General features: G+C 43.7%; 21 protein-coding genes. 16 read left to right on the forward strand and 5 right to left on the reverse strand.

Annotated elements, in window-relative coordinates; translation table 11 throughout:
- Positions 1 to 85 precede the first annotated feature (85 nt).
- The 7 genes from rfbB to HMPREF2917_RS02240 all read left to right on the forward strand — a co-directional run bounded on the left by rfbB (position 86) and on the right by HMPREF2917_RS02240 (position 7,063).
- Positions 86 to 1,132 carry a dTDP-glucose 4,6-dehydratase gene (rfbB, locus tag HMPREF2917_RS02210; RefSeq protein ID WP_070588870.1) on the forward strand — a complete coding sequence of 349 codons (1,047 nt, stop codon included), beginning with the start codon at positions 86 to 88 and terminating at the stop codon, positions 1,130 to 1,132.
- Between the two features lie 125 nt (positions 1,133 to 1,257).
- Positions 1,258 to 2,349 (forward strand): hypothetical protein, encoded by a 1,092-nt coding sequence (locus HMPREF2917_RS02215; protein ID WP_070588871.1) that lies wholly within the window; start codon positions 1,258 to 1,260, stop codon positions 2,347 to 2,349.
- Positions 2,350 to 2,490: 141 nt separating this feature from the next.
- A complete protein-coding gene (gene udk, locus HMPREF2917_RS02220) occupies positions 2,491 to 3,129 on the forward strand; it encodes a uridine kinase (protein ID WP_003002524.1) in 639 nt (212 codons plus the stop codon).
- Between the two features lie 193 nt (positions 3,130 to 3,322).
- Complete coding sequence (locus HMPREF2917_RS02225) at positions 3,323 to 4,003, forward strand: YoaK family protein (RefSeq protein ID WP_070588872.1); 681 nt, start codon at positions 3,323 to 3,325, stop codon at positions 4,001 to 4,003.
- Positions 4,004 to 4,653: 650 nt separating this feature from the next.
- A complete protein-coding gene (locus HMPREF2917_RS02230) occupies positions 4,654 to 5,151 on the forward strand; it encodes a GAF domain-containing protein (protein WP_070588873.1) in 498 nt (165 codons plus the stop codon).
- Entirely contained in the window at positions 5,151 to 6,827 is a 1,677-nt protein-coding gene (dnaX, locus tag HMPREF2917_RS02235) for a DNA polymerase III subunit gamma/tau (protein ID WP_070588874.1), read from the forward strand. The genes HMPREF2917_RS02230 and dnaX overlap by 1 nt, the downstream gene beginning before the upstream one ends.
- A 38-nt stretch (positions 6,828 to 6,865) precedes the next feature.
- Positions 6,866 to 7,063 (forward strand): DUF3272 family protein, encoded by a 198-nt coding sequence (locus HMPREF2917_RS02240; protein WP_003002577.1) that lies wholly within the window; start codon positions 6,866 to 6,868, stop codon positions 7,061 to 7,063.
- A gap of 42 nt (positions 7,064 to 7,105) precedes the next feature.
- On the opposite strand, the gene HMPREF2917_RS02245 is transcribed toward HMPREF2917_RS02240, so the two are convergent.
- Both HMPREF2917_RS02245 and HMPREF2917_RS02250 read right to left on the reverse strand, forming a co-directional pair.
- Positions 7,106 to 8,650 (reverse strand): helix-turn-helix domain-containing protein, encoded by a 1,545-nt coding sequence (locus HMPREF2917_RS02245; protein WP_070588875.1) that lies wholly within the window; start codon positions 8,648 to 8,650, stop codon positions 7,106 to 7,108.
- On the reverse strand, positions 8,631 to 10,298 hold the full coding sequence (locus HMPREF2917_RS02250; RefSeq protein WP_070588876.1) for a sensor histidine kinase: 1,668 nt from the start codon (positions 10,296 to 10,298) through the stop codon (positions 8,631 to 8,633). Before HMPREF2917_RS02250 ends, HMPREF2917_RS02245 begins: the two co-directional genes overlap by 20 nt.
- Positions 10,299 to 10,493: 195 nt before the next feature.
- On the opposite strand from HMPREF2917_RS02250, the gene HMPREF2917_RS02255 reads away from it, so the two are divergent.
- The 9 genes from HMPREF2917_RS02255 to HMPREF2917_RS02295 all read left to right on the forward strand — a co-directional run bounded on the left by HMPREF2917_RS02255 (position 10,494) and on the right by HMPREF2917_RS02295 (position 20,445).
- Positions 10,494 to 11,411, forward strand: a complete 918-nt coding sequence (locus HMPREF2917_RS02255) for an ABC transporter permease (protein WP_021153492.1) — start codon at positions 10,494 to 10,496, stop codon at positions 11,409 to 11,411.
- A 15-nt stretch (positions 11,412 to 11,426) separates the two neighbouring features.
- A complete protein-coding gene (locus HMPREF2917_RS02260) occupies positions 11,427 to 12,323 on the forward strand; it encodes a carbohydrate ABC transporter permease (protein ID WP_023918477.1) in 897 nt (298 codons plus the stop codon).
- A gap of 9 nt (positions 12,324 to 12,332) precedes the next feature.
- Positions 12,333 to 13,895, forward strand: coding sequence for a type 2 periplasmic-binding domain-containing protein (locus HMPREF2917_RS02265; RefSeq protein ID WP_070588877.1), 1,563 nt, complete (start codon positions 12,333 to 12,335; stop codon positions 13,893 to 13,895).
- A gap of 104 nt (positions 13,896 to 13,999) precedes the next feature.
- A complete protein-coding gene (locus HMPREF2917_RS02270) occupies positions 14,000 to 14,638 on the forward strand; it encodes a YesL family protein (protein ID WP_070588878.1) in 639 nt (212 codons plus the stop codon).
- Between the two features lie 460 nt (positions 14,639 to 15,098).
- The gene (locus tag HMPREF2917_RS02275) at positions 15,099 to 16,361 is read left to right on the forward strand and encodes an ABC transporter permease (protein ID WP_070588879.1); all 1,263 of its coding nucleotides are present in this window, start codon (positions 15,099 to 15,101) and stop codon (positions 16,359 to 16,361) included.
- A 6-nt stretch (positions 16,362 to 16,367) separates the two neighbouring features.
- Positions 16,368 to 17,009, forward strand: coding sequence for an ABC transporter ATP-binding protein (locus HMPREF2917_RS02280; RefSeq protein WP_061604887.1), 642 nt, complete (start codon positions 16,368 to 16,370; stop codon positions 17,007 to 17,009).
- Positions 17,010 to 17,021: 12 nt separating this feature from the next.
- Positions 17,022 to 18,398: an ABC transporter permease gene (locus tag HMPREF2917_RS02285; RefSeq protein ID WP_070588880.1), complete on the forward strand. Its 1,377-nt coding sequence runs from the start codon at positions 17,022 to 17,024 to the stop codon at positions 18,396 to 18,398.
- 71 nt (positions 18,399 to 18,469) lie between these two features.
- A complete protein-coding gene (locus tag HMPREF2917_RS02290; RefSeq protein ID WP_009731294.1) occupies positions 18,470 to 19,123 on the forward strand; it encodes a response regulator transcription factor in 654 nt (217 codons plus the stop codon).
- On the forward strand, positions 19,120 to 20,445 hold the full coding sequence (locus tag HMPREF2917_RS02295) for a sensor histidine kinase (RefSeq protein ID WP_070588881.1): 1,326 nt from the start codon (positions 19,120 to 19,122) through the stop codon (positions 20,443 to 20,445). Before HMPREF2917_RS02290 ends, HMPREF2917_RS02295 begins: the two co-directional genes overlap by 4 nt.
- Before the next feature lie 380 nt (positions 20,446 to 20,825).
- Here HMPREF2917_RS02295 and HMPREF2917_RS02300 read toward each other — a convergent pair whose 3' ends face one another.
- The 3 genes from HMPREF2917_RS02300 to HMPREF2917_RS02310 form a co-directional block, all read right to left on the reverse strand.
- Positions 20,826 to 22,505, reverse strand: a complete 1,680-nt coding sequence (locus tag HMPREF2917_RS02300; protein ID WP_070588882.1) for a glycosyltransferase family 2 protein — start codon at positions 22,503 to 22,505, stop codon at positions 20,826 to 20,828.
- A gap of 143 nt (positions 22,506 to 22,648) precedes the next feature.
- Positions 22,649 to 23,584 (reverse strand): bifunctional biotin--[acetyl-CoA-carboxylase] ligase/biotin operon repressor BirA, encoded by a 936-nt coding sequence (gene birA / locus HMPREF2917_RS02305; protein ID WP_070588883.1) that lies wholly within the window; start codon positions 23,582 to 23,584, stop codon positions 22,649 to 22,651.
- Positions 23,585 to 23,592: 8 nt separating this feature from the next.
- Positions 23,593 to 24,600: a LacI family DNA-binding transcriptional regulator gene (locus HMPREF2917_RS02310; protein ID WP_070588884.1), complete on the reverse strand. Its 1,008-nt coding sequence runs from the start codon at positions 24,598 to 24,600 to the stop codon at positions 23,593 to 23,595.
- Positions 24,601 to 24,614: the final 14 nt, after the last annotated feature.

The raw sequence follows: 24,614 nt of genomic DNA on the forward strand, positions 1-24,614 counted from the left end.
TCGCTGACGTCCGTACTCACCTAAGGAAAGCTAAAAAAAGATTGATTTAAGGAACAATCAAAACTAAAAATTATTTGGAGAAAAAATGTCAGAATATAAACATATCATCGTAACCGGTGGAGCTGGTTTCATCGGTTCAAACTTCGTACACTATGTCTACAACAACCATCCAGACGTACATGTGACTGTCCTTGACAAACTCACTTACGCTGGTAACCGTGCCAATATCGAAGAAATCCTTGGAGATCGTGTCGAGTTGGTGGTGGGAGACATCGCTGATGCTGAATTAGTTGACAAATTGGCTGCCAAGGCTGATGCTATTGTTCACTATGCGGCTGAAAGCCACAATGACAACTCCCTCAAGGACCCATCTCCATTTATCTACACAAACTTTGTTGGAACTTATACACTCTTGGAAGCTGCTCGTAAATACGACATTCGTTTCCACCACGTGTCAACAGACGAAGTGTATGGAGACCTTCCATTGCGTGAAGATCTTCCTGGACATGGGGAAGGTCCTGGTGAAAAATTCACTGCTGAAACCAAATACAACCCATCATCACCTTATTCATCAACCAAGGCTGCTTCTGACTTGATTGTGAAAGCTTGGGTTCGTTCATTTGGTGTTAAAGCAACGATTTCTAACTGTTCAAACAACTACGGTCCATACCAACACATTGAAAAATTCATCCCACGTCAAATCACCAACATCTTGTCTGGCATCAAGCCAAAACTTTACGGTGAAGGGAAGAACGTCCGTGACTGGATCCACACCAACGACCACTCAACTGGTGTTTGGGCGATTCTTACTAAAGGCCGTATCGGTGAAACTTACTTGATCGGTGCTGACGGTGAAAAGAACAACAAGGAAGTGCTTGAATTGATCCTTGAAAAAATGGGTCAACCAAAAGACGCCTACGATCGTGTAACAGACCGTGCTGGTCACGATTTGCGTTACGCCATCGATTCAACCAAATTGCGTGAAGAATTGGGTTGGGAACCACAATTCACAAACTTCGAAGCAGGTTTGGAAGACACCATCAAGTGGTACACAGAAAACCAAGATTGGTGGAAGGCTGAAAAAGAAGCTGTAGAAGCCAACTACGCGAAAACACAAAAAGTTTTGAAATAATAAAGAAAGTCCAAGTGGAAAATCGCTTGGACTTTTTCAGATATTTTTCTGAAAATAAAAAAATTAACCATGGATTTGTGGTATAATATGGTTAGTTTTTAGGATAAATCAATAAGGGGGATGTTATGAATCAAAAAGATTGGGTTGAATACTTTGAAGCGGTCAATGGTCGCAAGCCAAGTATGCAAGAATTTCAAGAAGCGCGTGAAAAAGGGGAGTTTGTCGTAGAGCGAAAAGAAGCACCAGCTCCAGCAACTAAAGCACAGGCTCCTGCTCAGGAAGCACCTGTTGCACCTAGCGCACCTCTTTCACAAGAGCAGAAAGCTTTTGTCCAACCGCAGCCATCGGCGAAAACCTTACAACCTGTTCCAAGACCGAAAAAATTGACATTTTCTTTCAATAAACAACCCCAAATTGGGGCCGCAGTTGCGGGACTTGTCGCAGTGATTTCCTTTGCTTGGTTCTTTTTCTTTTCAGGTGGACCAAGTGTAGATGGTGTTTGGTTGCGAAATACGGATTCAAGTCCGGTCACCTATGAATTAAATGGAAAGAAACAAAGAGTTAATGGTGATGAGACCATCAAAAAGGTTCTCAAGGGCAATGAAGCGAAAAAAGAATTTAATACAGCACTTTCTTTGTTAAATGCAAAGGACTTGCATTCACTTGCGGATGTCGATAAGAAATTTAACCTGAAAACGACAGAAATAGTTGTTATTAAATCTGGTGGGAACACACGCTATAATTTGCTCCAAAAAGACGGAAGCAATATTATTTTAAGAAATGATTTATTTGACTTGAAAACTTATAAATCATACGAAGGAAACTTTGAAGAAAATTTGGTCTATCACAAGGTTGAAACACCAAAGGCCATGGTTGGAAAGTGGAAGAATGTGACAGAAGGAGATAATACAACTGTTCAGATTTCAGATCACGGAATTATTAGTGATAAGTATTACGATAGCAAGGCTTACGCATTCTATTCTCTAGCTGATTCAGAAAAGTATGATGGAGACACGACTTCTAAAGAAGAGATCAAACACACATTTGAAGTAATTCAGGAAGCGGTGAAATCACAAGGCTATCAAGTGAAGAGCGCTAAGGAAGTCTATATACAAGCTAATTCAAATTATTGTTTCGTACCTGTCAACGGTGGAAAAAATATACTCGTCTTACGTGGTGGTAATGAATTTGCCGCAAAATTAGAAAAAGTGAAATAATCAAAGGACCGCAAGGTCCTTTTTGTTTCCAAACTTCTTACTGAAAAACTATTCATGTCTAGACAAAAATATGGTAAAATGGATAAGATGTGTCTGAGATGTCTATTGTTTCTCAGGCGACTACAGGTAATGGAGTAGAAAATGCAAAATAGACCTATTATTATTGGTGTTACTGGTGGTTCTGGTGGTGGAAAGACCAGTGTGTCTCGTGCCATTTTGGCCAATTTCCCGAATGAAAAGATTGCCATGATTGAGCATGATTCCTATTACAAGGACCAGAGTCATTTGACCTTTGAGGAGCGGATCAAGACCAACTATGACCATCCTTTTGCCTTTGATACGGACTTGATGATTGCGCAGATCAATGAACTCTTGGAGGGTCGTCCGGTAGATATCCCAACCTATGACTATGCAGAGCATACACGCAGCAGCAAGACCTATCGTCAGGAACCACAAGATGTTTTCATCGTGGAAGGAATCTTAGTTCTTGAAGACAAGCGTCTTCGGGACCTGATGGACATCAAGATTTTTGTTGATACGGATGATGATGTACGGATCATTCGCCGGATCAAGCGCGATATGGAGGAGCGTGGCCGGAGTCTTGATAGTGTCATTGAGCAATACCTTGGTGTAGTAAAACCGATGTATCACCAGTTCATCGAGCCAACCAAGCGTTATGCGGATGTGATCATTCCTGAGGGCGTGACCAACACAGTTGCGATTGACTTGATCACAACCAAGATTGAAAAAATCCTCAACGAAGCGCGTGAGGGAAAATAAAAATAGGGAGAAAGAGGGAAATCGATCTCCAATCCAATAACAATAGTTGGAATTACGGAATGTCGCAGTAGTTGGTGAGACTCGTCATTCGCCTAAAAGCTCGAAAGAGTTCTCAATCAATGTTGCGGGGGTGGTACGAGAAATGGTTTTTAACATTCTATACCACTCCCTCTTTTTCTTAGGGAGAGTGGAAATGAAAAGGGAGTTTCATTCGCGGACCAAGGCGTTCGCTTGTTTATTGACCATGTGTGCTGGTTTTTCAGATGCTTATACTTTTATTTGTCGGGGTGGGACCTTGGCGGCAGGCCAGACGGGAAATGTCGTCTTTCTATCGGTTGGTTTGATTGGCCAGCAGATCTCAGATGTGGAAGTAAAGTTAGCGACCATGCTGGCCTTTATGTTGGGAATCTTTTTGATGACGGTTTTGCGTCGCTTGATTGACAATTCAGTCTGGCGCCTCAGTACCTTGGTACCCTTTATTCTCACAACCTTGGTGACGGGATTTTTGCCAGCATCGGTAAAAAATGTCTTCATCGTGCCTTTTTTTGGCCTGAGTTTGGGAATCGTAGCGACCTCTTTTGGAGAAGTGGATGGCTACGCCTATAATCATTCCTTCATGACGGGAAATCTCAAGAAAACCATGGTGGCTTATGGGAATTTTGTCAGAGAAAAGGAGAAGAAATTCCTTTGGGAAGCTATCTTTATGACCTGCTTGATCGGGAGTTTCGTCTTTGGGGCCATTTTTTCGACCTATTTGATTCAGTTTTATGGATTAGAGACCATCTGGCTGGTGTCCATCATCTTGACGATCTTTTTAATCTACCGTGCCATTCAATATTTTGAAGTCTTTCACTTCAATCGGCGACATGAATAGATAAAGGTATCATAAAAAACTTTCCTTAGGTGAGTGCGGACGTCAGCGAACTTCTTCGAAGAAGTTCCATGACTAAATCAAGATACAAAGGGCGTCTGCGGATAAAGTCAAAATAGGAAGTTTGACGCAGAATCTTTCGATTCTAGGAGGACTTATCTTTTTGACACAATCCGCAGCCCGTGTTCAATTCATATTGAGCCCCTTCGCTCTTCAATTTCTGGGCTCAGGCTAAAACAGTTTCCCAAACTGTTTTACTCTCAATAATTCCGTGTGCCTGAAGCAGTTAAGCTTCAGGCACTTTTCTCACAGCGGAAAGTTTAGTATATTCTTGATCAATTTAAATTAATGAGACCTCGGTTTTATCTCTTTACAGAATCGCTTAAGTTATTTTACTAAAAATTAGTTTATCTATATTCCAGAGGCTGGGACAAAAGTCCTAGCCTCTCAATTGTTTTTGGATTGTCGAGCAAGACGCAGTTGTTGAGTGGGCTCTAATACGCTGATTTCATCAGCTTATACAGGCCTACTCAACTGTGCGGAGGTGGAACGACGAAATCGAATTCTAACGAATGACCGATTTCTGTCCCACTCTCTTTTTTTTCGCTGTTTGAAGCTTAATTTTTGGGCAAAGATTTGGTATAATGGAAGGTATGAAACATTCGGAAAAAGAATCACAATACCAGCTCTTGCTGGCTCAATTAGATGCTCTCTTAATGGGAGAAACCAATGCCTTGGCTAATCTGTCCAATGCCAGTGCTCTCTTAAATCAAGCCCTGCCTCGTTCGGTCTTTGCAGGTTTTTATTTGTATGACCAATCGGAATTGATCTTGGGACCTTTTCAGGGAGGTGTTTCTTGTGTCCATATCGCTCTCGGAAAGGGTGTTTGTGGAGAAGCGGCCCAGAAGCAAGAAACCATGATTGTCGATGATGTCCGCCAACATGCCAACTATATTTCCTGTGATAGTCGAGCCATGAGTGAGATTGTGGTGCCTATGGTCAAGGACGGCCAGCTCCTTGGGGTTTTAGACCTGGATTCGGAGTGTGTCTCTGACTATGATCAGCTGGATCAGGAGTATTTAGAAAAGTTTGTCGCTCTCTTGATCGAAAAGACAAACTGGGACTTTAAGATGTTTGGGGTTAAGAACTAATGTATCAAGCTTTATATCGGAAATACCGTAGCCAGACCTTTGGCCAATTGGTCGGCCAGCAAGTAGTGGCACGGACATTGAGACAGGCTGTCGAGCAGGAGAAGATCAGCCATGCCTATCTCTTTTCTGGTCCTCGTGGTACTGGAAAAACCAGTGTGGCCAAGATCTTTGCTAAGGCTATGAACTGTCCTAATCAAGTCAATGGGGAGCCTTGTAACGACTGCTATATCTGTGAATCCATTACCAATGGGAGCCTAGAAGATGTCATTGAAATCGATGCGGCCTCCAACAATGGGGTGGATGAGATTCGGGATATTCGCGACAAATCCACTTATGCTCCGAGTCTAGCCAAGCACAAGGTCTACATTATCGATGAGGTCCACATGCTCTCGACAGGGGCCTTTAATGCCTTGTTGAAGACGCTGGAAGAGCCAACGGAAAATGTAGTATTTATCCTTGCAACAACGGAGTTACACAAGATTCCTGCGACCATTCTGTCACGGGTGCAACGCTTTGAATTCAAATCCATCAAACTGCCAGATATTGTCCAGCATTTGGAAAATATCCTAGCTACTGAAGGGATTGCCTATGAAGCAGATGCTGTCCAGATCATCGCCCGGCGCGCTGAAGGTGGGATGCGGGATGCCTTGTCCATTTTGGACCAAGCCCTGAGTCTGACTGCGGGTAGTGAGTTGACGACAGCGATCGCTGAAGAGATTACCGGCTCTATCAGCCTAGCTGCGCTTGATCAGTACGTAGCTGCCATCCTGGCTCATGATGCGACAGCGGCGCTGGATCAGCTGGCGATTATCTTTGATAATGGCAAGAATATGGCCCGTTTCGTCACGGACTTACTTCAATACTTGCGGGATCTTTTGATTGTCCAGACAGGTGGAGAAAATACCCACAATAGTGACTTGTTTGCCGTTAATCTTGAAGCCGATCAAGCCCGTCTTTTTGCCCTGATTGACCAGGCGACGACCAGTCTAGCGGATATCAAAAATAGTCTGCAACCGCGCATCTACACTGAAATGATGACCATTAAATTGGCTGAAAGCACAGGCCAAGTTTCTAACTCAGCTACTGTGGAGGTTCCTTCCAATCTGCTAGCTCAGCTGGAAGATTTGAAGAAGGAAGTCGCTCAACTCAAGCAACAGTTAGCGCAATCAGGTAGCAGTCTTCCTGCTTCAAAACCAGCAGTAGCTCGTCCAACCAAGTCGAGCAAGGGCTACCGTGCAGATCGAAACAAGGTCAATGCCATTTTACAAGAGGCGGTTGAAAACCCAGAGTTGGCACGAACCAACTTGATCCGTCTTCAGAACGCTTGGGGGGAAATCATCGAGAGCTTGGCAGGTGCGGATAAAGCCCTCTTAATCGGATCCCAGCCGGTCGCTGCCAATGAAAATCACGCTATTTTAGCCTTTGAGTCTGCCTTTAATGCTGAACAGACCATGAAGCGGGACAACCTCAATACCATGTTTGGAAATATCCTCAGCAATGCTGCTGGCTTCTCGCCAGAGATTTTAGCGGTTTCGATGGAAGAATGGACTCAAATTCGGGCAGAGTTTTCGGCTAAGGCGCGTGGGCAAAAAGCGGAAGTGGTGGAAGAAGAGGAAAGTGTCATCCCTGAGGAATTTCACTTTTTATCCGATAAAATCACCCTGCAAGACGATTAATACATGAATTTTTTACTGAATCATGGTAAAATAATTTTATGAATAGAAAACAATTTGCAGTGATAGCAGTCTTTACTGCTATGGAGACATACTTTTTCAATGAAGCGACCATGGCGGGTCAAATGCTCTTTGCATGCTTTTGGGCCCTCTTGATCTTGCGCAATCTCCAGACGGCCTATATGGTGGAGAAGATTGCTAGTGCCATTGAAAAAGAAATCAGAAAGAAAAGAAAATAAAACCTTTGAAAAGAAATCCTTTTTCAAAGGTTTTTTCTTGTTTTAAAAGGCTTCTTGGCATTGTTTGCGGTAATCTCCTGGGGAGAGGCCGACCTTTTGTTTAAAAGCCTTTGTAAAGTAGGAGTAGTTGTCATAGCCCACCTGGAGGGCGACTTGGTAAATGGGGGTATCGCTTTGCGATAGCATCTCTTTTGCGGCGGCCATCCGTTTATCGGTGATGTATTTCACCAAGGTTTCGCCGGTGTCGCGCTTAAACACACGCGCTAGATGATCTGGACTAAGAAAAACCATTTCTGCCAGCTTGGTGCGACTGATATCCTCCTTGTAATGGTGATCGATGTAGTCAGTGATCCGCTGGATGAGATTGGATTGGTGTTCTAGATCGATCACATAATGGCGAGCAGAGCTCCAGTAATCCCCAATATAGGCTTCAAAAGCTTCGATGGCATGAAAACGTCGTTCGAAGAGAAATTGATGGTGTTTGTTTTGAAATAACTTGTGGGCGAGAATGCCGTTCTTGTCCAGATAAATCCCAATTTGCTGGGTCCAGTCTAGCTGGAGTTCACTCAGAGCTGAGAGCGGGATGCGATCTTGATTCTCTAAGCTATGGATGATTTGGAGGAGCTGTTCCGCCTCTAGCTGATTTGTAAAAGTGAGCGATGTCCGATGAGCGGGCTTTTGAGGTTGTGCATCCAAAGAAGTATAGGAGTGGATACTGTTCCAATGGAAGACTTGTTCTTCACTGTATTGGCAAAGTTGCAGAGCCTTTATCAAGAGCGTCTCAAGGGAAATGGCGTCTGAATAGAGAAGGATAGAGGATCGGTCTAAGTCTTGCTGGATCTTCTGCTGGATAGCCTTTAGGAAGTCTGCACACTCTGTAGTCTGATTCTTTTTGAAGAGGCAGAGGTAGCGATCGGTCTGGCTTTCGATTTTACTGAGGGCGCAGTAGTGGACAGGGAAATCTAGGGAGAGATCCTTGATACAATGGCGGAGTTGCAAGCGCCAAGAAGGGACACTGGGGTGAAAGTCTTCTTCAACTAAGTGGAGAGTGATGAGGACCAAGAGGTAGCCTTCATGTGGTTTGGGACTATAACCCCGTTTTGTCACTTCTTGAAGGAGCTGTTCTGCTTGAGATGGACGCGGTTTTCGCAAGTAGTCATGCCAAAATTCAGCTTCTTTTTGCCCTTGCTGGGCTAATTGGGTCGCACTCTTGTGGCGCTTGATCTTATTGAGGGCTTTTTGAATGATAAATTCTAAGCGGTCGGGGTCAATCGGTTTGAGGTAGTATTCAAAACTTTGGAGTTCAATGGCTTTTTGGGCATAATTGAAATCAGCATAATTGGTAAGGAAGATCGTTTGAATGTCATATTTTTCTGACCGGACCCAGGCTAGGAGATCTAGCCCACTGCCTTGTGGCATCTCGATATCACTGATCATGAGGGCAATCGGGTGACTTTGAATGATGGCTTGGGCTTGGCTCAGACTGGAGGCAGTATATACCTGCTCAATGCCCAAGGCTTCCCAATGGATGGTTTCCTGTAGGGCTTTAATGATAAAACGATCATCGTCAACGAGTAGGATATTCATGTGTGTCTCCTTTGTAGGGTTCATAAGGAAGGCTCAGTTGGATGCGGGCACCTCCTTGGGATCCATTTGAAAATTGAAGCGTGTAGTGATCTGGATAGAGGAGATCTAGTCGCTCCCGTGCATTGGTCAAACCAATGTGGTGGCCATCTTCAGTGACTAAGGATTTTTTCTCTTCTAGATCTTGTAAGATAGCGGAGCTAAAACCAGGACCATTATCCTGAAGAGAAATGGCAAGATGTTGGTTTGCTTCTTCATGAATGGAAAGCTGAATGTGAAAGGAATCTTGGAAAGAAAAGCCGTGTTTGATGGCATTTTCCACAAAGGTTTGTAAAAGCAGAGGGGGAATAGCCGCATCTTTCAGATGAGGATCCCAGTCCAGGTCAAAGTGGATGCTGTCCCCATAGCGGATTTTTTGGATTTCTAGGTAATTTCGGATATGTTGGATTTCATCTACTAAGCGATTGAAATCTTGGTTAGCTTGAAAGAGGTGACGCAAGTAGTTGGAAGTTACCTTGGTCAACTCCTCGATTTCCTTATAGTCCTTGGTCTGCAGCATGCTGTGAATCATGGAAAGCATGTTGAGGTAAAAATGGGGTCGAACTTGATTTTTGAGGTAATTGAGTTCGACTTTTTTGAGGTTGAGTTGCGCGTGGTAGGCTCGAATTTGAAGGTCTTTCATATGGATCAGGACCTGATTGAGCTTGTGATTGGCCTGATCGATCTCTAAGATCCCTTGGTCTTCGATCACATCTAGCTTGGTGGAAGCAGCGTCTAGCTGAGAAAGGCGTTGGGTGAGTCGTTTCATCGGTTGGATCATCCGTTGACGAATATAAAGGATCAGAATGGTAGAGAGAACGGCGATGATCAAAGGGACAAAGGAGAGAAGGGTTTCAAGTACGATATTTGTACGGAAAACGTCCCCGTAATCGACCGTCACATACAGATCAAAAGGCAGGTGGGTTTGATTGCTACCGGCTTGAATAACGGAATCTGTAGCATGGATCTGATTGGGGCGTTCGATGGATAAGCGCCCTTTTTTTCCAATATTGAGCTTTTGCAAGGGTCTTAAAATATCCTGGGTAGAAATGATGGCATAGATAGCCTTGCCCTTGTAATGAAGGGATTTCAAGAGATAATCATGCTGGTTCAGACTGATTCGTTGCCATTTTTGACGGGTCTTGTCTGTTTCTTTGTCATAGGTTTTAAGATGATCTTTCAATTGTACATAGTCCAGGTAGGGCAGTTGAAGACTGGAAGCGTTGAAAAAATGTGGGATATCTTTTGTCTCTATGAAAAAGGTAATGGGGCTATCCATCTGGTACTGAAACTCCGTGAAATCAATCCGCAGTTTTTTTAGATTTTCATGAAAATTTGTGAAATCAAGCGGAGTATTGAGCTCTGTCAAATAGTCGTTGTGACTAATGGTACTGTACATAAAACGCTCAACGGAGTGAAGCTCTGTATTTAAGGAATCCGCATAGATATGAATCGAGTCCTCTAAATGGAGCATATTTTGGTGTTTAATAAAATTTCGGCTAATCCCACCAATCAAAAGGTTGATCAAGGTATTGACAACTAAGAGGAGAAAGAGTAGGCGCGAAAAAAATTGAATCGAGTGATCTCGTGTACTTCTGTGAATAGCTTTCATAATGAGCACCTCACATATATTATAGCACTATTTGAAAACGGATTCATGAACAAAACCGATATTAAAGTAAAAAAAATCGGGAAAGTGCATGTTTTTGTGTGGAGAAAACGGAAAAGTGAATGAAGATGCACGAAAAAGTTCTATAAAGATGGAAAGGATTCCTATAAAATAGAGGAGAAAGAAAAGGAGGGCCTTATGAAAAGCGAAGTAAATGCGAAGCAGAGCAAATTTAAGAAAAATATTCCTTTATATGTGCTGCTCCTGCCATCGATTATTTTATTGATTTTATTTGCCTATATCCCTATGGCGGGTCTAGTCATCGCTTTTAAAGATTACTCTCCCGCTACTGGGATATTTGGAAGTCCTTGGGCTGGTCTCAAGTATTTTAACCAGTTCTTCTCATCCTTCCAATTTGCAACAACCATGAAGAATACCTTGAAAATTTCTATTTACAGTATTCTGGTTGGTTTTCCCTTGCCGATTGTTCTAGCCATCATTTGCAACCAGATTCGTGTGGGCAAGTTCAAAAAAATCTTTCAAGTAACAACTTATTTGCCTCATTTTATCTCGACCATGGTCATGTGTGGGATGATTATTCTTTTTCTCTCTCCAAGTAGTGGACTGTTAGCCAATGTCCTCAAATTGGTCGGCTTAAAGATGCCTGCCCTCTTATCCAAACCGGGTAGCTTTGCAGGTGTCTATGTCTGGAGCGATGTCTGGCAACATATCGGTTGGGATAGTATCATCTATCTAGCCGCTTTATCAGCCATTGATCCAACCTTTTATGAAGCAGCGACCATGGACGGGGCGAGTCGATTGCAAAAAATCCGTCATATTGACTTACCCTTACTGTTACCAACGGCGATGATTCTCTTGATTCTCAGAGCAGGAAGCCTACTCAGTGTTGGTTTTGAAAAGGTCTTGCTCTTGCAAAATCCACTTAATCTGGCAGGAAGTGAAATCATTTCGACCTATGTCTACAAAGTGGGGATGATTAATTTCCAATATAGTTATTCGACAGCGATCGGTCTCTTTAATACCTTGGTCAACTTGATCATCTTATTGTCGGTCAACTGGTTTGCGAAACGCTATACCAAGACGGGATTGTTCTAGAAAGGAGGAGAAATTGTGAAATTGTTTCAACATGCGAGAAAGACCAAGTCAGAAATCCTCTTTGATATTTTTATCTATGGTCTAGCGATTTGCTTGATTCTCTTGATTGTCTACCCTTTGTGGTTTGTCATTATTGCCTCCTTCAGTAATCCGTCTGATGTGGCAACTGGTAAGGTTTGGTTTATCCCGAGGGAATGGCGACTAGACGGCTATCAACGCTTGATTGAGCAACCATTGTTTCTAAAGAGCTATCTCAACACCATCCTTTACACAGTTGTGGGGACCATCGTTGCCCTGGTCATTAATATCCCGGCTGGTTACGCCTTGTCGCGAAAGGACCTCTTTGCTAAGAAATGGGTCAGTGTCTTCTTTATCGTTCCCATGTTTGTCTCTGGGGGCTTGATTCCCATTTATTTGACAGTGAAACAATTGGGATTGGTCGACACCTTCTGGGTAATGGTCGTACCGTTTGCAGTATCTCCTTACAATATTGTTGTAGCTCGAACTTTCTTTAACAATAGTATTCCAGAAGGAATGTGGGAAGCCGCTCAGATCGATGGTTGCGGAACCATTTATTACTTCAGAAAGATCGTGCTCCCTTTGTCCAAGGCTATTATTGCTGTTATTGGACTTTGGACAGCAGTAGGGATCTGGAATTCTTGGTTCAATGCTCTGATTTATTTGACCAATGAAAATCTTCAACCCCTGCAACTGATTCTGCGCCGTCTCTTAATTAGTAATCAAATGTTGCAATCGCAAGCAACAGGGGAGGTAGCTTCTGACCTCCGTATTAAGGCTGATATGATGAAATATGCAGCCATCGTTATATCAACAGCACCGATTATGATGCTGTATCCATTCGTCCAAAAATACTTTAATCAAGGTGTCATGATAGGTGCCTTGAAAGAATAGGAGAAGATCATGAAAAACAGGAAATTTGCCTATCTGCTCCTTGGAGCAGCTGCTTTAGCTGGCTTGACGGCTTGTGGAGCTTCCACAAATAAATCAAGCAATGACAAGAATGATGGAAATACCTTCAAGATCACGACCGTTCGTTGGTCGGATTGGGGGGAAGACTATCACAAAGGTTTTCTAGATGATTCAGCCAAGGAATCAGGTATCAAGATCAAATGGGATACCATGGTGGCTGCAGACTGGTCGGATAAGAAATCTGTCCTTGTAGCCAGTGGAGATTTACCAGACGCATTCTTGGGATCCAATGCCTTCACGGATTCTGAAATCGCTCAGAACCAAAACATGTTCATTCCATTGGAAGACTTGATCAAGGATAATATGCCAAACTTGAACAAGGCCTTTGAAAAAGAACCGAAATTAAAAGCTATGGTGACCAACCCAGATGGTCATATTTACAGCCTGCCTAAGAAATTGCCGATGCGGCCAATCGTCGGCAACCAGCTCTTTATTAATAAGAAATGGTTGGATAACCTTGGCTTGAAGATGCCAGAAACCTATGATGAATTGGTGACTGTTTTACAAGCCTTCAAGGATAAGGATGCCAATGGCAATGGGGATGTCAATGATGAAATTCCATTTGGTTCTGGTAACTTTGATCCGACTTTCTCTTATATCTTGCCATTCAACAACCGTCTGGGTGGAGATAATACCTATGAAATGTCCGTCAAAGATGGCAAACCGGTCTACCTCCGGACGGAAGAAAGTTATAAACAAGGGATAGCGGCTATGCATGAAGCCTACAAGAAAGGCTTGATCGACCCTGAACTCTTTACAGAAGATACCTCTATGTCTGTTGCCAAACGGATGGACAAGGGAGTGGCGCGTGTCGGTGTATCAAGTGGTTGGATAGCAGATGCAACCTTTGGCCAACATGCCAGCGAATATGCTCCTCTTCCAGCATTGAAAGGCCCTGATGGCAAACAATATGTCATTTCTGACCCAGATCATTTGAACTATGGACGCAATGAAATCTTGATCACGAATAAGTGCAAGGACCCTGCAAAATTGCTCAAATGGTTGGATAAATTCTACACGGATGATGCCAGCATCCAAAACTTCTATGGTTCCTTTGGCATTGCAACTGAAAAAGATGGTGACAAGTACAAGGTCTTGGCTCCAAAAGATGGTAAATCAGCCGATGAATGGGCTTGGATCAATTCCCTTCGTGACTTTGGACCAAAATATGTGTCAGATGATATCAATAGTCATGTCGACATCGACCAAACACAAGGTGATGGTCTCAAATTGAAGATGGACAAAGAATTGAAACAATATGCTTTGCCAGCATATCCAAATGTCATCTACTCTCAAGAAGAATTGAACAAATTGTCCTCTATTTATGTAGATATCAACTCTTATGTTACCCAACAAGCTTCTAAATGGGTAGTCGAAGGGGGAGTCGAAAAAGAATGGGATGATTACAAAGCAACCTTGAAGAAGATGGGCATTGATGACTTTATGAAGATTCAACAGGATGCCTATGATCGTTACCAAAAAGAAGTGAAGTAATAGGGGTCTAAATGGATTCAAGTAAATAACTCAGGGGCTCTACGCCCCTGAGTGCTTCCTTAGAGGAAGTAGCAGAAATTGGGATGAAGAACAAGGAGAAGAAGATGCAAAAATTATTTTCATTGGATGGACGCTTGGTCAAGACCTTGACTCGGTTGACAGACATCATTATCTTGAACACCTTGTTTATCGTTTGCTGCCTTCCGATTTTCACGATCGGTGCATCGCTTACGGCTTTAGCAACCATGTGGCACCGCTTGTTGAAAGGGGAAGATACGGATCTTGTCTTTCATTTTTTCCGTCTCTTTCGCGCTAATTTCAAGCAAGCGACGATGATTTGGCTGACTTGTCTAGGCTTATCAGTACTACTTTATCTGGATTACTGTCTTTTTTCAAATACGGCCTTCTTAAGCGAGTATGGGATTTGGATCTTGCTCCCTTTTATCGTCCTTTTATGTGGAGGGATGACCTTGATCTTCCCTTATATCGGTCTCTTTGAAGATCCTACAAGAAAGGTCTGTTTGAATAGCTTCCTCATTGCTCTCTTAAATCCTATTCAAACCATCTTTCTTGTCTTCTTCAATCTAGCAGTAGTTTATATCAGTCTTAGTAGTCCTGAACGGTTACTGACAGCTATTTATCTCTTTACCTTTGGTGGTTTTGCTCTTTGGAGCTTCTTGAATGTTCGACTGACCGATCAGATCTTTTCAAGGATCCAAGAAGGAGAAATCTTTGAAAAATAAGGTCAAGCAAGTGGGACGTATGTTATACAGAATATTATATAAATCGAATAAAGTTTCCTAGATTTTTAGAAAACTATAGAGAGTAACACAGCTTTTTTTGCAAAAAAACTAAGTGATGTTGAAAAGAATAAATGATATCGGCTTTTAACCTTATTCAAACATATGCTGAAACTTTCTGCTGTGAGAAAAGTGCTAGAAACATAATTGTTTCTAGCACTCGGGAGTTTTGGAACTTTAGGTCCAAAACTAAGTCATGGAACTTCGAAGAAGTTCGCTGACGTCCGTCCTCACCTAAGGAAAGTTTCTCTGGTGACTTTTTCTCAATCCGAAGTTTTCTAGAAAATCTAGGAAACTTTTTCTATTTCATAAACATTTCACATTTCTTTTCTATAATAACTATAACAAATGATGAAAGCGTCCACATTGCATTGCCGTGGACCTTGAAATGGAGGGTGAGATCATGCTCTTACAACAGGCAATCGCCTATATTTCTCGAAAAAGAACGAGGAATCTGGTCCTCTTTCTGATTCTGCTCTTAATCCTCTCTTGCTTGTATTTCTGTTTTTCACTGATGCAAGTGGGAGGAAGGTTAGAGGACCACATCAAGCAATCGGCTGGGACCAGTTTTGCTCTGACCAGTAAGCAGGGGGATAGGCCCTTTGCTCTGAAGGAGGCTGAAAAGGTGAAAGAGCTTTCTGGGGTGGGAGCCATGGTTCCCCAATATGAAAGTCCCGTTCGCATTCTTGGAAAAGAAGCGGTGACGGGACAGCAGTCGGTGGAGCGAGACGATTTGGGTCAGGAAGCCAAGCAAGCGCTAGGCGCTGTCTTTACCCAGAAGACAGACCAGCACCTGGATTTCCGCAGTGGCAGTTTCCAACTGGTGCAAGGCAAGCACTTATCCGAAAAGGCTCGCGGCCAGATCTTGATCCACCAAGAGTTGGCTAAGAAGAACAAGCTAAAGGTCGGAGATTCCTTGACCTTATCCAGCTTTCAGATGGGAGAGACTCCTGCCAAAGAGCAAACCTTTAAAATCGTAGGGATCTTTTCAGGTAAGAAACAGGAAAAATTCACAGGAATGACCTCTGATTTGAGTGAAAACCAAGTCTACCTCCCTTATGAGGATGCGACCAAGCTCCTAGGTCTCAGTCAGCAAGAAGTGACCCAGGTCACCTTTGGGGTCAAAGATTCTGAGAAAATCGATGCCCTCTTGAAGCAAGTCAAAAGCTTGGATCTGGATTGGCAGTCTCTACGCGTGATCGAAGATCGCAAGGCCTTTGACCAGATGAAAGAATCCTCTCAGACCCTAGAAGGCCTGGTACGAATCATGATGATCGTCCTCCTGGTGACGGGAGCAGGTGCCCTTTCTCTCTTACTGAGTCTCTGGACACGGGAGCGGATTCACGAAATCGGGGTGCTCTTATCCATTGGGAAGAGCAAGGGACGGATCTTTGGACAGTTCCTCTTGGAAGTGGTGCTGGTATCCTTACTAGCGGTGATCCCAGCCTTTCTCATCGGGCGGATGGTCAGCCATCGTTTCTTAGAGCAGTTTGTCGGACAGACTGGTCAACAGCAGACCCTAGACTTGCTCAACCAAATCCCTCAAGGCCTTTCCTTAGGAATCGCCTATGCTAGCCTCTTGTGCTTGATCCTTCTGTCGCTCGGTATAACTACCAGCATGATCTGGCGCAAGACCCCAAAAGAAATATTAACAAAAATGAGTTAAGGAGAAATGACACATATGTTAGAACTCAAACATGTATCCTATAGTTACCAAAGCTACCAAGAAGAGATCTTCTCAGACGTGAACTATCAGTTCAAAAATGGGACATTTTACAGCATTATCGGTCAGTCTGGAGCTGGGAAATCGACCCTCCTCTCTCTCTTGGCTGGTCTGGACAATCCTAAGAAGGGGCAGGTTTTCTTTGATGGGGAGGACATCCAGACCAAAGGGTCTAGCTACCACCGCAAGCACCATGTTTCTCTGGTCTTTCAGAATTACAATCTGATTGACTATTTGACGCCACTTGAAAATGTCCGCCTGGTCAACAAACAAGCTGGGAAAGACATTCTCTTGGAGTTGGGATTGGACGAAACGCAAATCAAACGCAATGTCCTTCAACTATCCGGAGGGCAGCAACAGCGGGTGGCCATTGCGCGTGCGCTCGTTTCAGAAGCACCTGTCATCTTGGCGGATGAGCCGACAGGAAACCTTGACGAACAGACAGCAGGTGACATCATTGCCATTTTAAAGAAACTGGCCAAGGAACGCCAAAAATGTGTCATCGTTGTCACTCACAGTAAGGAAGTGGCAGAGGCCTCCGATGTGGTCTTGGAATTGAGTCGCCGTAGCCTCGTTGAGAAGAGCAAGTAAGGAGGGAATGCTATGTTGCGAAATGCTTTTGCTTATATCACACGTAAATGGCCCAAGTCTCTCTTGCTCTTTGCCATCATTCTCCTCATGGGGACCTTGAGCTTGATCGGACTCTCCATGAAGGGAGCGACCCAAAAAGCTTCATCGGAAAGCCTGGGATCCATCACCAATAGCTTCTCCATGCAGATCAATCGACGTACCAATCCGGGAACCCCACGGGGAGCAGGGAATCTCAGAGGAGAAGATATCGAAAAAATCAGCCAGGTAGAGGGGATCACCTCCTCCATCAGGCGGATCAATGCCATCGCAGATATCCTAGACCACGAGATCATTGAGACCGAAGAAACCCTGCAAAATCAATCTCCAGAGCGGGCCAAGCACTTTAAGAATACCTTGATGGTGACGGGGGTCAATGACTCTTCTAAAGAAGATAAGTTTGTCTCTGGAGCTTACAAACTGGTCCAAGGGGAGCATCTGACGGATAAGGACAAAAACCAAATCCTCATGCACGAAGATTTGGCGAAAAAGAATGGCCTCAAGGTAGGCGATAAGGTTCGCCTCAAGTCCAATCTCTACGATGCTGACAATGAAAAAGGGGCCAATGAAACTGTCGAAGTGACCATCAAGGGCTTGTTCTCAGGGAAGAACCAAGCTCCTCTAACTTACGCCCAAGAGTTGTATGAAGATACGCTCATCTCTGACCTAGATACAGCTGCCAAGCTCTATGGTAATACCGTCCAAACAGCTACCTATGAGGATGCGACCTTCTTTGCCAAGGGGGATCAGGACCTGGATAAATTGATTGAAAAAATCAAAGCCTTGGATATCCCATGGAATTACTTTGACTTGGTTAAGAGCTCTTCCAACTACCCAGCCTTGCAAAAATCGATCAGCGGCATGTTCCAAGTGGCGGACTACTTGTTTATCGGTAGCCTCATCTTTGCTAGCTTGCTTCTCACCCTTCTCCTTGTCTTGTGGCTCAATGCCCGTCGCAGAGAAGTGGGAATCTTACTGGCTTTAGGACTTTCTAAGGTACAGATTGCGGGGCAATTCGTGGCAGAATTAGTCATGATTTCCATCCCAGCCTTCCTCCTCTCCTATGGAGTCGCAGGACTTCTAGCCAAAGCAGTGGGAGATACGGTGCTTAAGAACGTAACCAGTGGCATTGCCAAACAAATGGCTCAAGAATCTTCTGCAGCCAACCTTGGTGGAGGAGCTGAGGCAGAAAGCTTCAGTAAGACCCTGACGGAACTCCATATGGACATCCAACCGAGCCAATTGCTGGTGATTGTGTTGGTTGGTGGCCTCCTCTTGATTCTGGTATCCATCCTTTCTTCACAATGGCTCTTGCATAAGAAACCAAAGGAACTCTTGGTGGATGTCGAATAAGAGATTGTTTCCTAAAATAGAAATAGGGTATAATAGGAGGTAGAAGAAGTTTCTTAGATAAAGGAAAGTGTATGAAGATACTAATCGTAGAAGATGAAGTCCTGATTCGCGAAGGGATGAGCGACTATCTCATGGAATGTGGCTATGAAGTCTTTGAAGCAGGTGATGGGCAGGAGGCCCTGGACCTTTTTCACAGAGAGGCGCCGGATCTGGTCTTGCTGGATATCCAGCTCCCTATCCTCAATGGCTTGGAAGTGCTCAAGACCATCCGGAAGACCAGCTCAGTCCCTGTCCTCATGCTGACGGCCTTCCATGACGAGGACTATAAGTTAACAGCCTTTGGAGAATTGGCAGATGGCTACCTGGAAAAACCCTTCTCCTTGTCCCTCTTGAAGGTCCGCATCGAAGCTATTTTTAAAAAGCTCCAGCCTTCCCGGGTCTTCACCTATGGAGAGGCACGGGTGGATTTTGAGAGCTACACAGCCAGCCTAGCAGGGCAAGCCATCTCCATGAACGCCAAGGAGTTGGAAATCTTGGAATACTTGCTCCAGCATGAAGGCAAGGCCCGGACCCGCTCTCAGATCCTCGATGCCGTCTGGAAGGAGACGGAGGAGATTCCATTTGACCGGGTGATCGATGTCTATATCAAGGAACTACGAAAAAAACTAGAGCTGGACTGTATCGTCACGGTGCGCAATGTCGGCTATAAATTGGAGAGACCATGACCAAACGGAGTATCTTTGCAAAGATCTTTCTGATCACCTTTGCCCTTTTTAGTAGCTTAGTCATCCTTCTACATGCTTCGGTTTACTTTATTTTCCCGTCGACCTATATCGAGTCCCAGCGCCAGACGATTTTGAAGAAATCACAGGCCCTAGCCAAGAGTTTCCAAGGGCAGGAAGAAGGAACCATTGAGTCCGTCATCGACCTTTATTCCAAGACCAATGATATCAAGGTCTCAATCAAGGGCAAGGAAAAACAAAATGCCCTAGAGGTCAAGGATGACTTGCTCGTGAACCCGGACAGCCAGAACAATTCCCTGGTCATTGAGGAGCGAAAAATTCAGACCAAAGAGGGGAAGGACTTGACCTTGCAATTCTTAGCAACTGTCGATTCCCAAAAGGAAGCGCGGAACATCAGTCTAGGCTTCCTTCCCTATAGTCTCCTTGCTTCCTTTGTCCTGTCACTGCTTGCCTCCTATCTCTATGCCCGCCTGATTTCTGCTCCGATCTTGGAGATCAAGCAGATGACCAAGCGGATGAAGCGCTTGGATCGGACAGCCAGTCTTCCTGTTCACTCGCAGGATGAGATCGGTGTTCTCAAGCAACAGATCAACGACCTTTATCACCATCTCCTAGAAGTAATCGACAATCTGGAGCAGCAGAAACAGGAAAATCTGAAGTTGGAGCAGATGAAGGTCGAATTCCTACGGGGAGCCTCGCATGAGCTCAAGACGCCTCTAGCTAGCTTGAAGATTATCCTAGAAAATATGCGGGATAAGATCGGCCGCTACAAGGATCGGGACCGCTATCTGTCAGTCTCCCTCGATATCGTTGATGAGATGAACCAGATCGTCCTAGAAATTCTATCCCTGTCCTCTGTTCAAGAATTAGCCGGTGACAAGGAGTGGATCCAGCTGGATCTGGCCTTAGAGCAAATCCTCGACCAGTACAAGGTCTTGGCTCAATCTCGCTCGCTCACGATTGACAATCAGATCCCAGCTAAACCAATCTATATGGACCCAGCGATTCTGAAATTGGTCCTCTCAAATGTTATCAGTAATGCCGTTAAGCATTCGGATGCCGGTGGAGAGATCCAGCTCCGTCTCGAAGAGAAAGGGACGCATGTGGCTATTGAAAATACCAGCCAGGAAATGGTAGAGACCGCTGAGATGCCAATGATTGCTAGCCGTCAGAAGAAGGAAGGCGGTCTGGGACTCTTCGTGGTCCAACACTTGCTAGACCATGAAGAACTGGTCTACCAATTTGATAAAACAGCTATGGGCTTACGCTTCCGTATGGAACTGCCCAAAGAGCCTCAAGAATAACCCAAAAGTGAAACCAAGACTTTTTCTAACAGAAAAGAAGAGGCTGGGACAAAAGTCCTAGCCTCTCAATTGTTTTTGGATTGTCGAGCAAGACGCAGTTGTTGAGTGGGCTCTAATACGCTGATTTCATCAGCTTATACAGGCCTACTCAACTGTGCGTAGGTGGGACGACGAAATCGAATTCTAACGAATGACCGATTTCTGTCCCACTCTCGAAAAGGAGCGAAATAGCCCGTATTTTGGGGCTATTTCGCTCCTTTGTTTTTGAATAAGTTCACAAAAGCTTTTCAATCGTCTCCCATCTTTATTGGTGAAAGATTCGGTAAGTATCATCTTACTTATAAAATGAAGAAAGAAACTCGGTCTATCAAATTTTTCACTTACCATCGGAAAGAATCTAAAAGATACTTTTGCAAAGCATGTAAGTGGTAATTTCCACCTAATTCCGTCCATTCAAGGTTATGATAAAACCACCAAACCTTGCGATATTCTTGATCATTTTGAACTCTCCATGGTTCTTCATGAGGTAAATAGGAAATCATTCCTGGAAAATCTTGGCCTGTAGGTAAGGGATGATCTGCCTTGCATGTAGGATGATCAAGGTCGTTGTAGTCAACATCTAGCTCCAACCAATTCGATTTAGATAGACAATTGAAATCGTTTTGACCATCCCCTTCCAATTTCAATGACCTGTCACCTAGTTTCTCCATCATCGTCTGAGAGGTATTTTCCTTCTGACAAGCAGGAACATTTATGAAGAAAACCTTCGGAGTAACGGTTTCATGTTTCCGTGAAGCATAAGGAATTTTTACGGTGGCGATTGGATAGCCTTTTAAATCGATGCTAAATAAGCCCTCCAAATTTTTTGTAATAAGGATATTTTGGTCGAGGTACAGGGCTTTCTCTTCCTCCACAAAATCAACGATTAAAGAATGAAAACGATCAAAATCATCAAATGTTAAAGGGGTATTTTCAGATAGACGACAATCGATAATATCTGAATCAAACTCCTCTAATCGTCTTTTCATTTGTTGAAACCATTCATATGGGAAATCATGATGAATGAGATAAAAACGAATGGATCGGTTATGAAAACAAATCGATTTTATGACCGTATGAATGTTGTTCACATCATCAAAGTTGCAGGCTAAAATGATTGCTTTTTTCTCTTCTTGATGGATGTGAGAAAAATTGTTTAGTAACTCTCTTTTTTCCTTCATTTGATAAAAAATAGGAGATTTTGGTAATCCTCGATTTTCAATTTCTGAAATAAAGAAATTTAAGGAATCCCGATATCCTTTTTTATAGGCTCTTAGTGGATATCCTAGAGTCGCCAACATTGATAATCGTTCCTCTTGAATTAAAAGACTCTCATTAAACCAGTCAAGCGTCCAATTTCGTGATAAACTTTCTCCCCGATGTCGATAAATATAAGATCCTTTGTGGATGTAGACTATTTTTTCTGCTTTTAGGAAAACTTTCAAATTAAATACGGCATCTTCCCCCATCCGTCCCAATGGAAAGTGAAGATTATTAAGAATTTCTTTTCGATAAATTTTTGCCCAAGGAACAATTAAAGCGGAATTTTTCGACTCACTAGAATCGTTTAATAAGTTCATCACGGAATAATTGTCATAAATTTCTTCATAATAGTCATTTGACATATGGAAGTAAAAATTGGAATCTTCATCGTTGAAACTGGTATAATTTTGAAAAACAATGTCTGCTTGATATTCTTCAATTTTTTCATATAAGACTTCAACATAAGTCGGTTCAATCCAATCATCAGAGTCTATAAAGAGAACATAATCAGAAGTGACAGCATCTAATCCGACATTCCGCGCATCTGAAACACCGCCGTTTTCTTTTTTTAGATAAACAATTCGCTCATCAATTTTTGCATATTCTTGGCAAATGGTATCTGAACCATCCGTCGAACCATCATTCACAAGAATAATCTCTAACGGACGAAAAGTCTGTCTTAAAATACTATCCAAACATTGTCTTAAGTATTTTTCCACGTTATAAATCGGTACGATAATACTAACTAGTTTTTCCATTCATTTCTCTCTTCTTTCTCCACTCATCCTTCTGTGGAGATACTTTTTGTCGTTTCTTACTTACAGACCTTGAAACCTTGCAGATCAACCCTTCAAACAGAATAGGGGGGGCTTCATCGCATTTAATCTATTTATTACTTCCCTCACCATTCCGTCAAAGAGATTTCTCCGCTATTGAGCCAGATTTCTTCCTGATTGTCCAATTGGACCAAGAGTTGGCCGGTATCAGAGATATCTTTGGCGATGCCTTGATAGGTTTGCTGATTTTGCTCGAAAGTGACAGTTCGTCCTAGGACCAGAGAGCGCTCTTTATACAGGTAGACCAGTTCATCGATATCCGTTTGGAAGAATTCCTTCCAGATTTCGCTGATGAGGTCATTGCGGGTGATGGGACAAGGCCCTTCAAATAAGGAACCAGCCTTGCTTTGTAGCTCTTCTGGGAAAGTAGGGATGGCTAAATTGAGACCGACTCCGATAATGACATCTGTGACAAGACCAGTCTCGATCGACGTGATAGCTTCGGTAAGGATTCCCCCAATTTTTTTATGGCGGTAGTAAATATCATTGACCCACTTGATATCGATATCGATCAGGGTCAGGTTTTTAATAGCCTTGTAGATGGCTCCAGCGACCATGAGGGTATAAGGAGGGAGCTCTGCAGGTGGTAATTGAGGCTTGAGATGAAGGGACATGTAGATGCCCCCTTGATCGGGGCAATAGTAGTCACGACCAAAGCGGCCCTTTCCAGCGGATTGCGAATTGGCTAGGTAGAGCGCCTTGCCTTCTTGATGGGCTTCTATGCCTAATTTAGCATCCAATTGGGTGGAGCTACATTGTTCGTTTAAGGACACGGTCAACTGGGTATTTTTTGCGATCACTTCAGGAAGCAGAATATCGCCTGAGACCAATTTGTAGCCCTTCTTTTTTAGGGATTCGATGACGACCCCATCTTTTTCTAGACGTTGGATGGCCTTCCAGATAGAGGTGCGGGAAACACCTAGTTCTTTCGCCAGTTGCTCCCCGTTGACATAATCATCTGCCTGAGAAAGGGTTTGAAAGAGGATTTCGTGTGTTTTCATAAGACCTCCTAGCGACTGCTGTCACGAATCGTCAGTTTAGTGGCTAATTTGACCATATAGGGAACACTTGGTTGATTCCCTTGAAAGGCTTGCCGGAGCATTTGAATGGCTTGCTTACCCATTTCTTCTGTATAGACGGTTACTGTAGAGAGGGCAGGAAAGACATACTTAGCAATCGATGTATCATTGAAGGAAATGATACTGACACGATCAGGAATTGCGATTTGGTGCTCCTGAAGAGAGCGAAGGGCTCCGACAGCCAAGGCATCACTGGCCATGAAAAAGGCAGTTGGCAAGTCGTCGCCCAAGTCTTGAATCAGCTGCTCCATCATCTGATAACCCGACTCGGTCGAGAATTGCCCAACTGAGACAAATCGCTCCTCATAAAGTCCTTTTTCCGTGAGAAACTGTTGAAAGGTCCGTTGACGGGGATCCATTTGAAGCGGTGTCGCATCTGCTGTCTCTTCCTGACCAACCAAGAGCCCGATCTCCTTGTGGCCATGATCAAGGAAATACTCGAGAGCCGTGATGACAGAATCTTCTAGATCGGTCGTCACACAGGAATGCCCTAAATAGAGGGTATTGCTATCGACAAAGATCAGGGGTTTGCCGTAGCTTTCCAGATCTTGGATGGTCTTGGGGCTGAATTTCCCAAGAGCGATAATGCCGTCTGCTTCTTGAATCAAGGACCAATCGTCATTATTGAAGATACGAAAGATCTCATATCCTAATTCCTGGGCTTGTTTTTCTAACCCCATCCGAATGGCATAGTAGTAGAGGTCATCTAATTCTTCTTCGCGTGTGTACCATTCAAAGATGACGATTTTATGAAAATCCTCAACTGGTTGAGGCGCTGTTTTGCGGCTCTTCTTTTGGTAATGCAGGTCCTCAGCGATGCGAAGAATCCGACTGCGCGTGTCTTCACCGACCGATAAGGTTGCATCCTGGTTGAGGACGCGAGAGACCGTTGCCTGAGAAACGCCTGCTTTTTCCGCAATGTCTTTAATCGTTGCCATAGTTCATCCTTTAT

The sequence above is a fragment of the Streptococcus sp. HMSC061E03 genome, assembly GCF_001813505.1.
In the GTDB taxonomy this organism is placed as follows: Bacteria; Bacillota; Bacilli; order Lactobacillales; family Streptococcaceae; genus Streptococcus.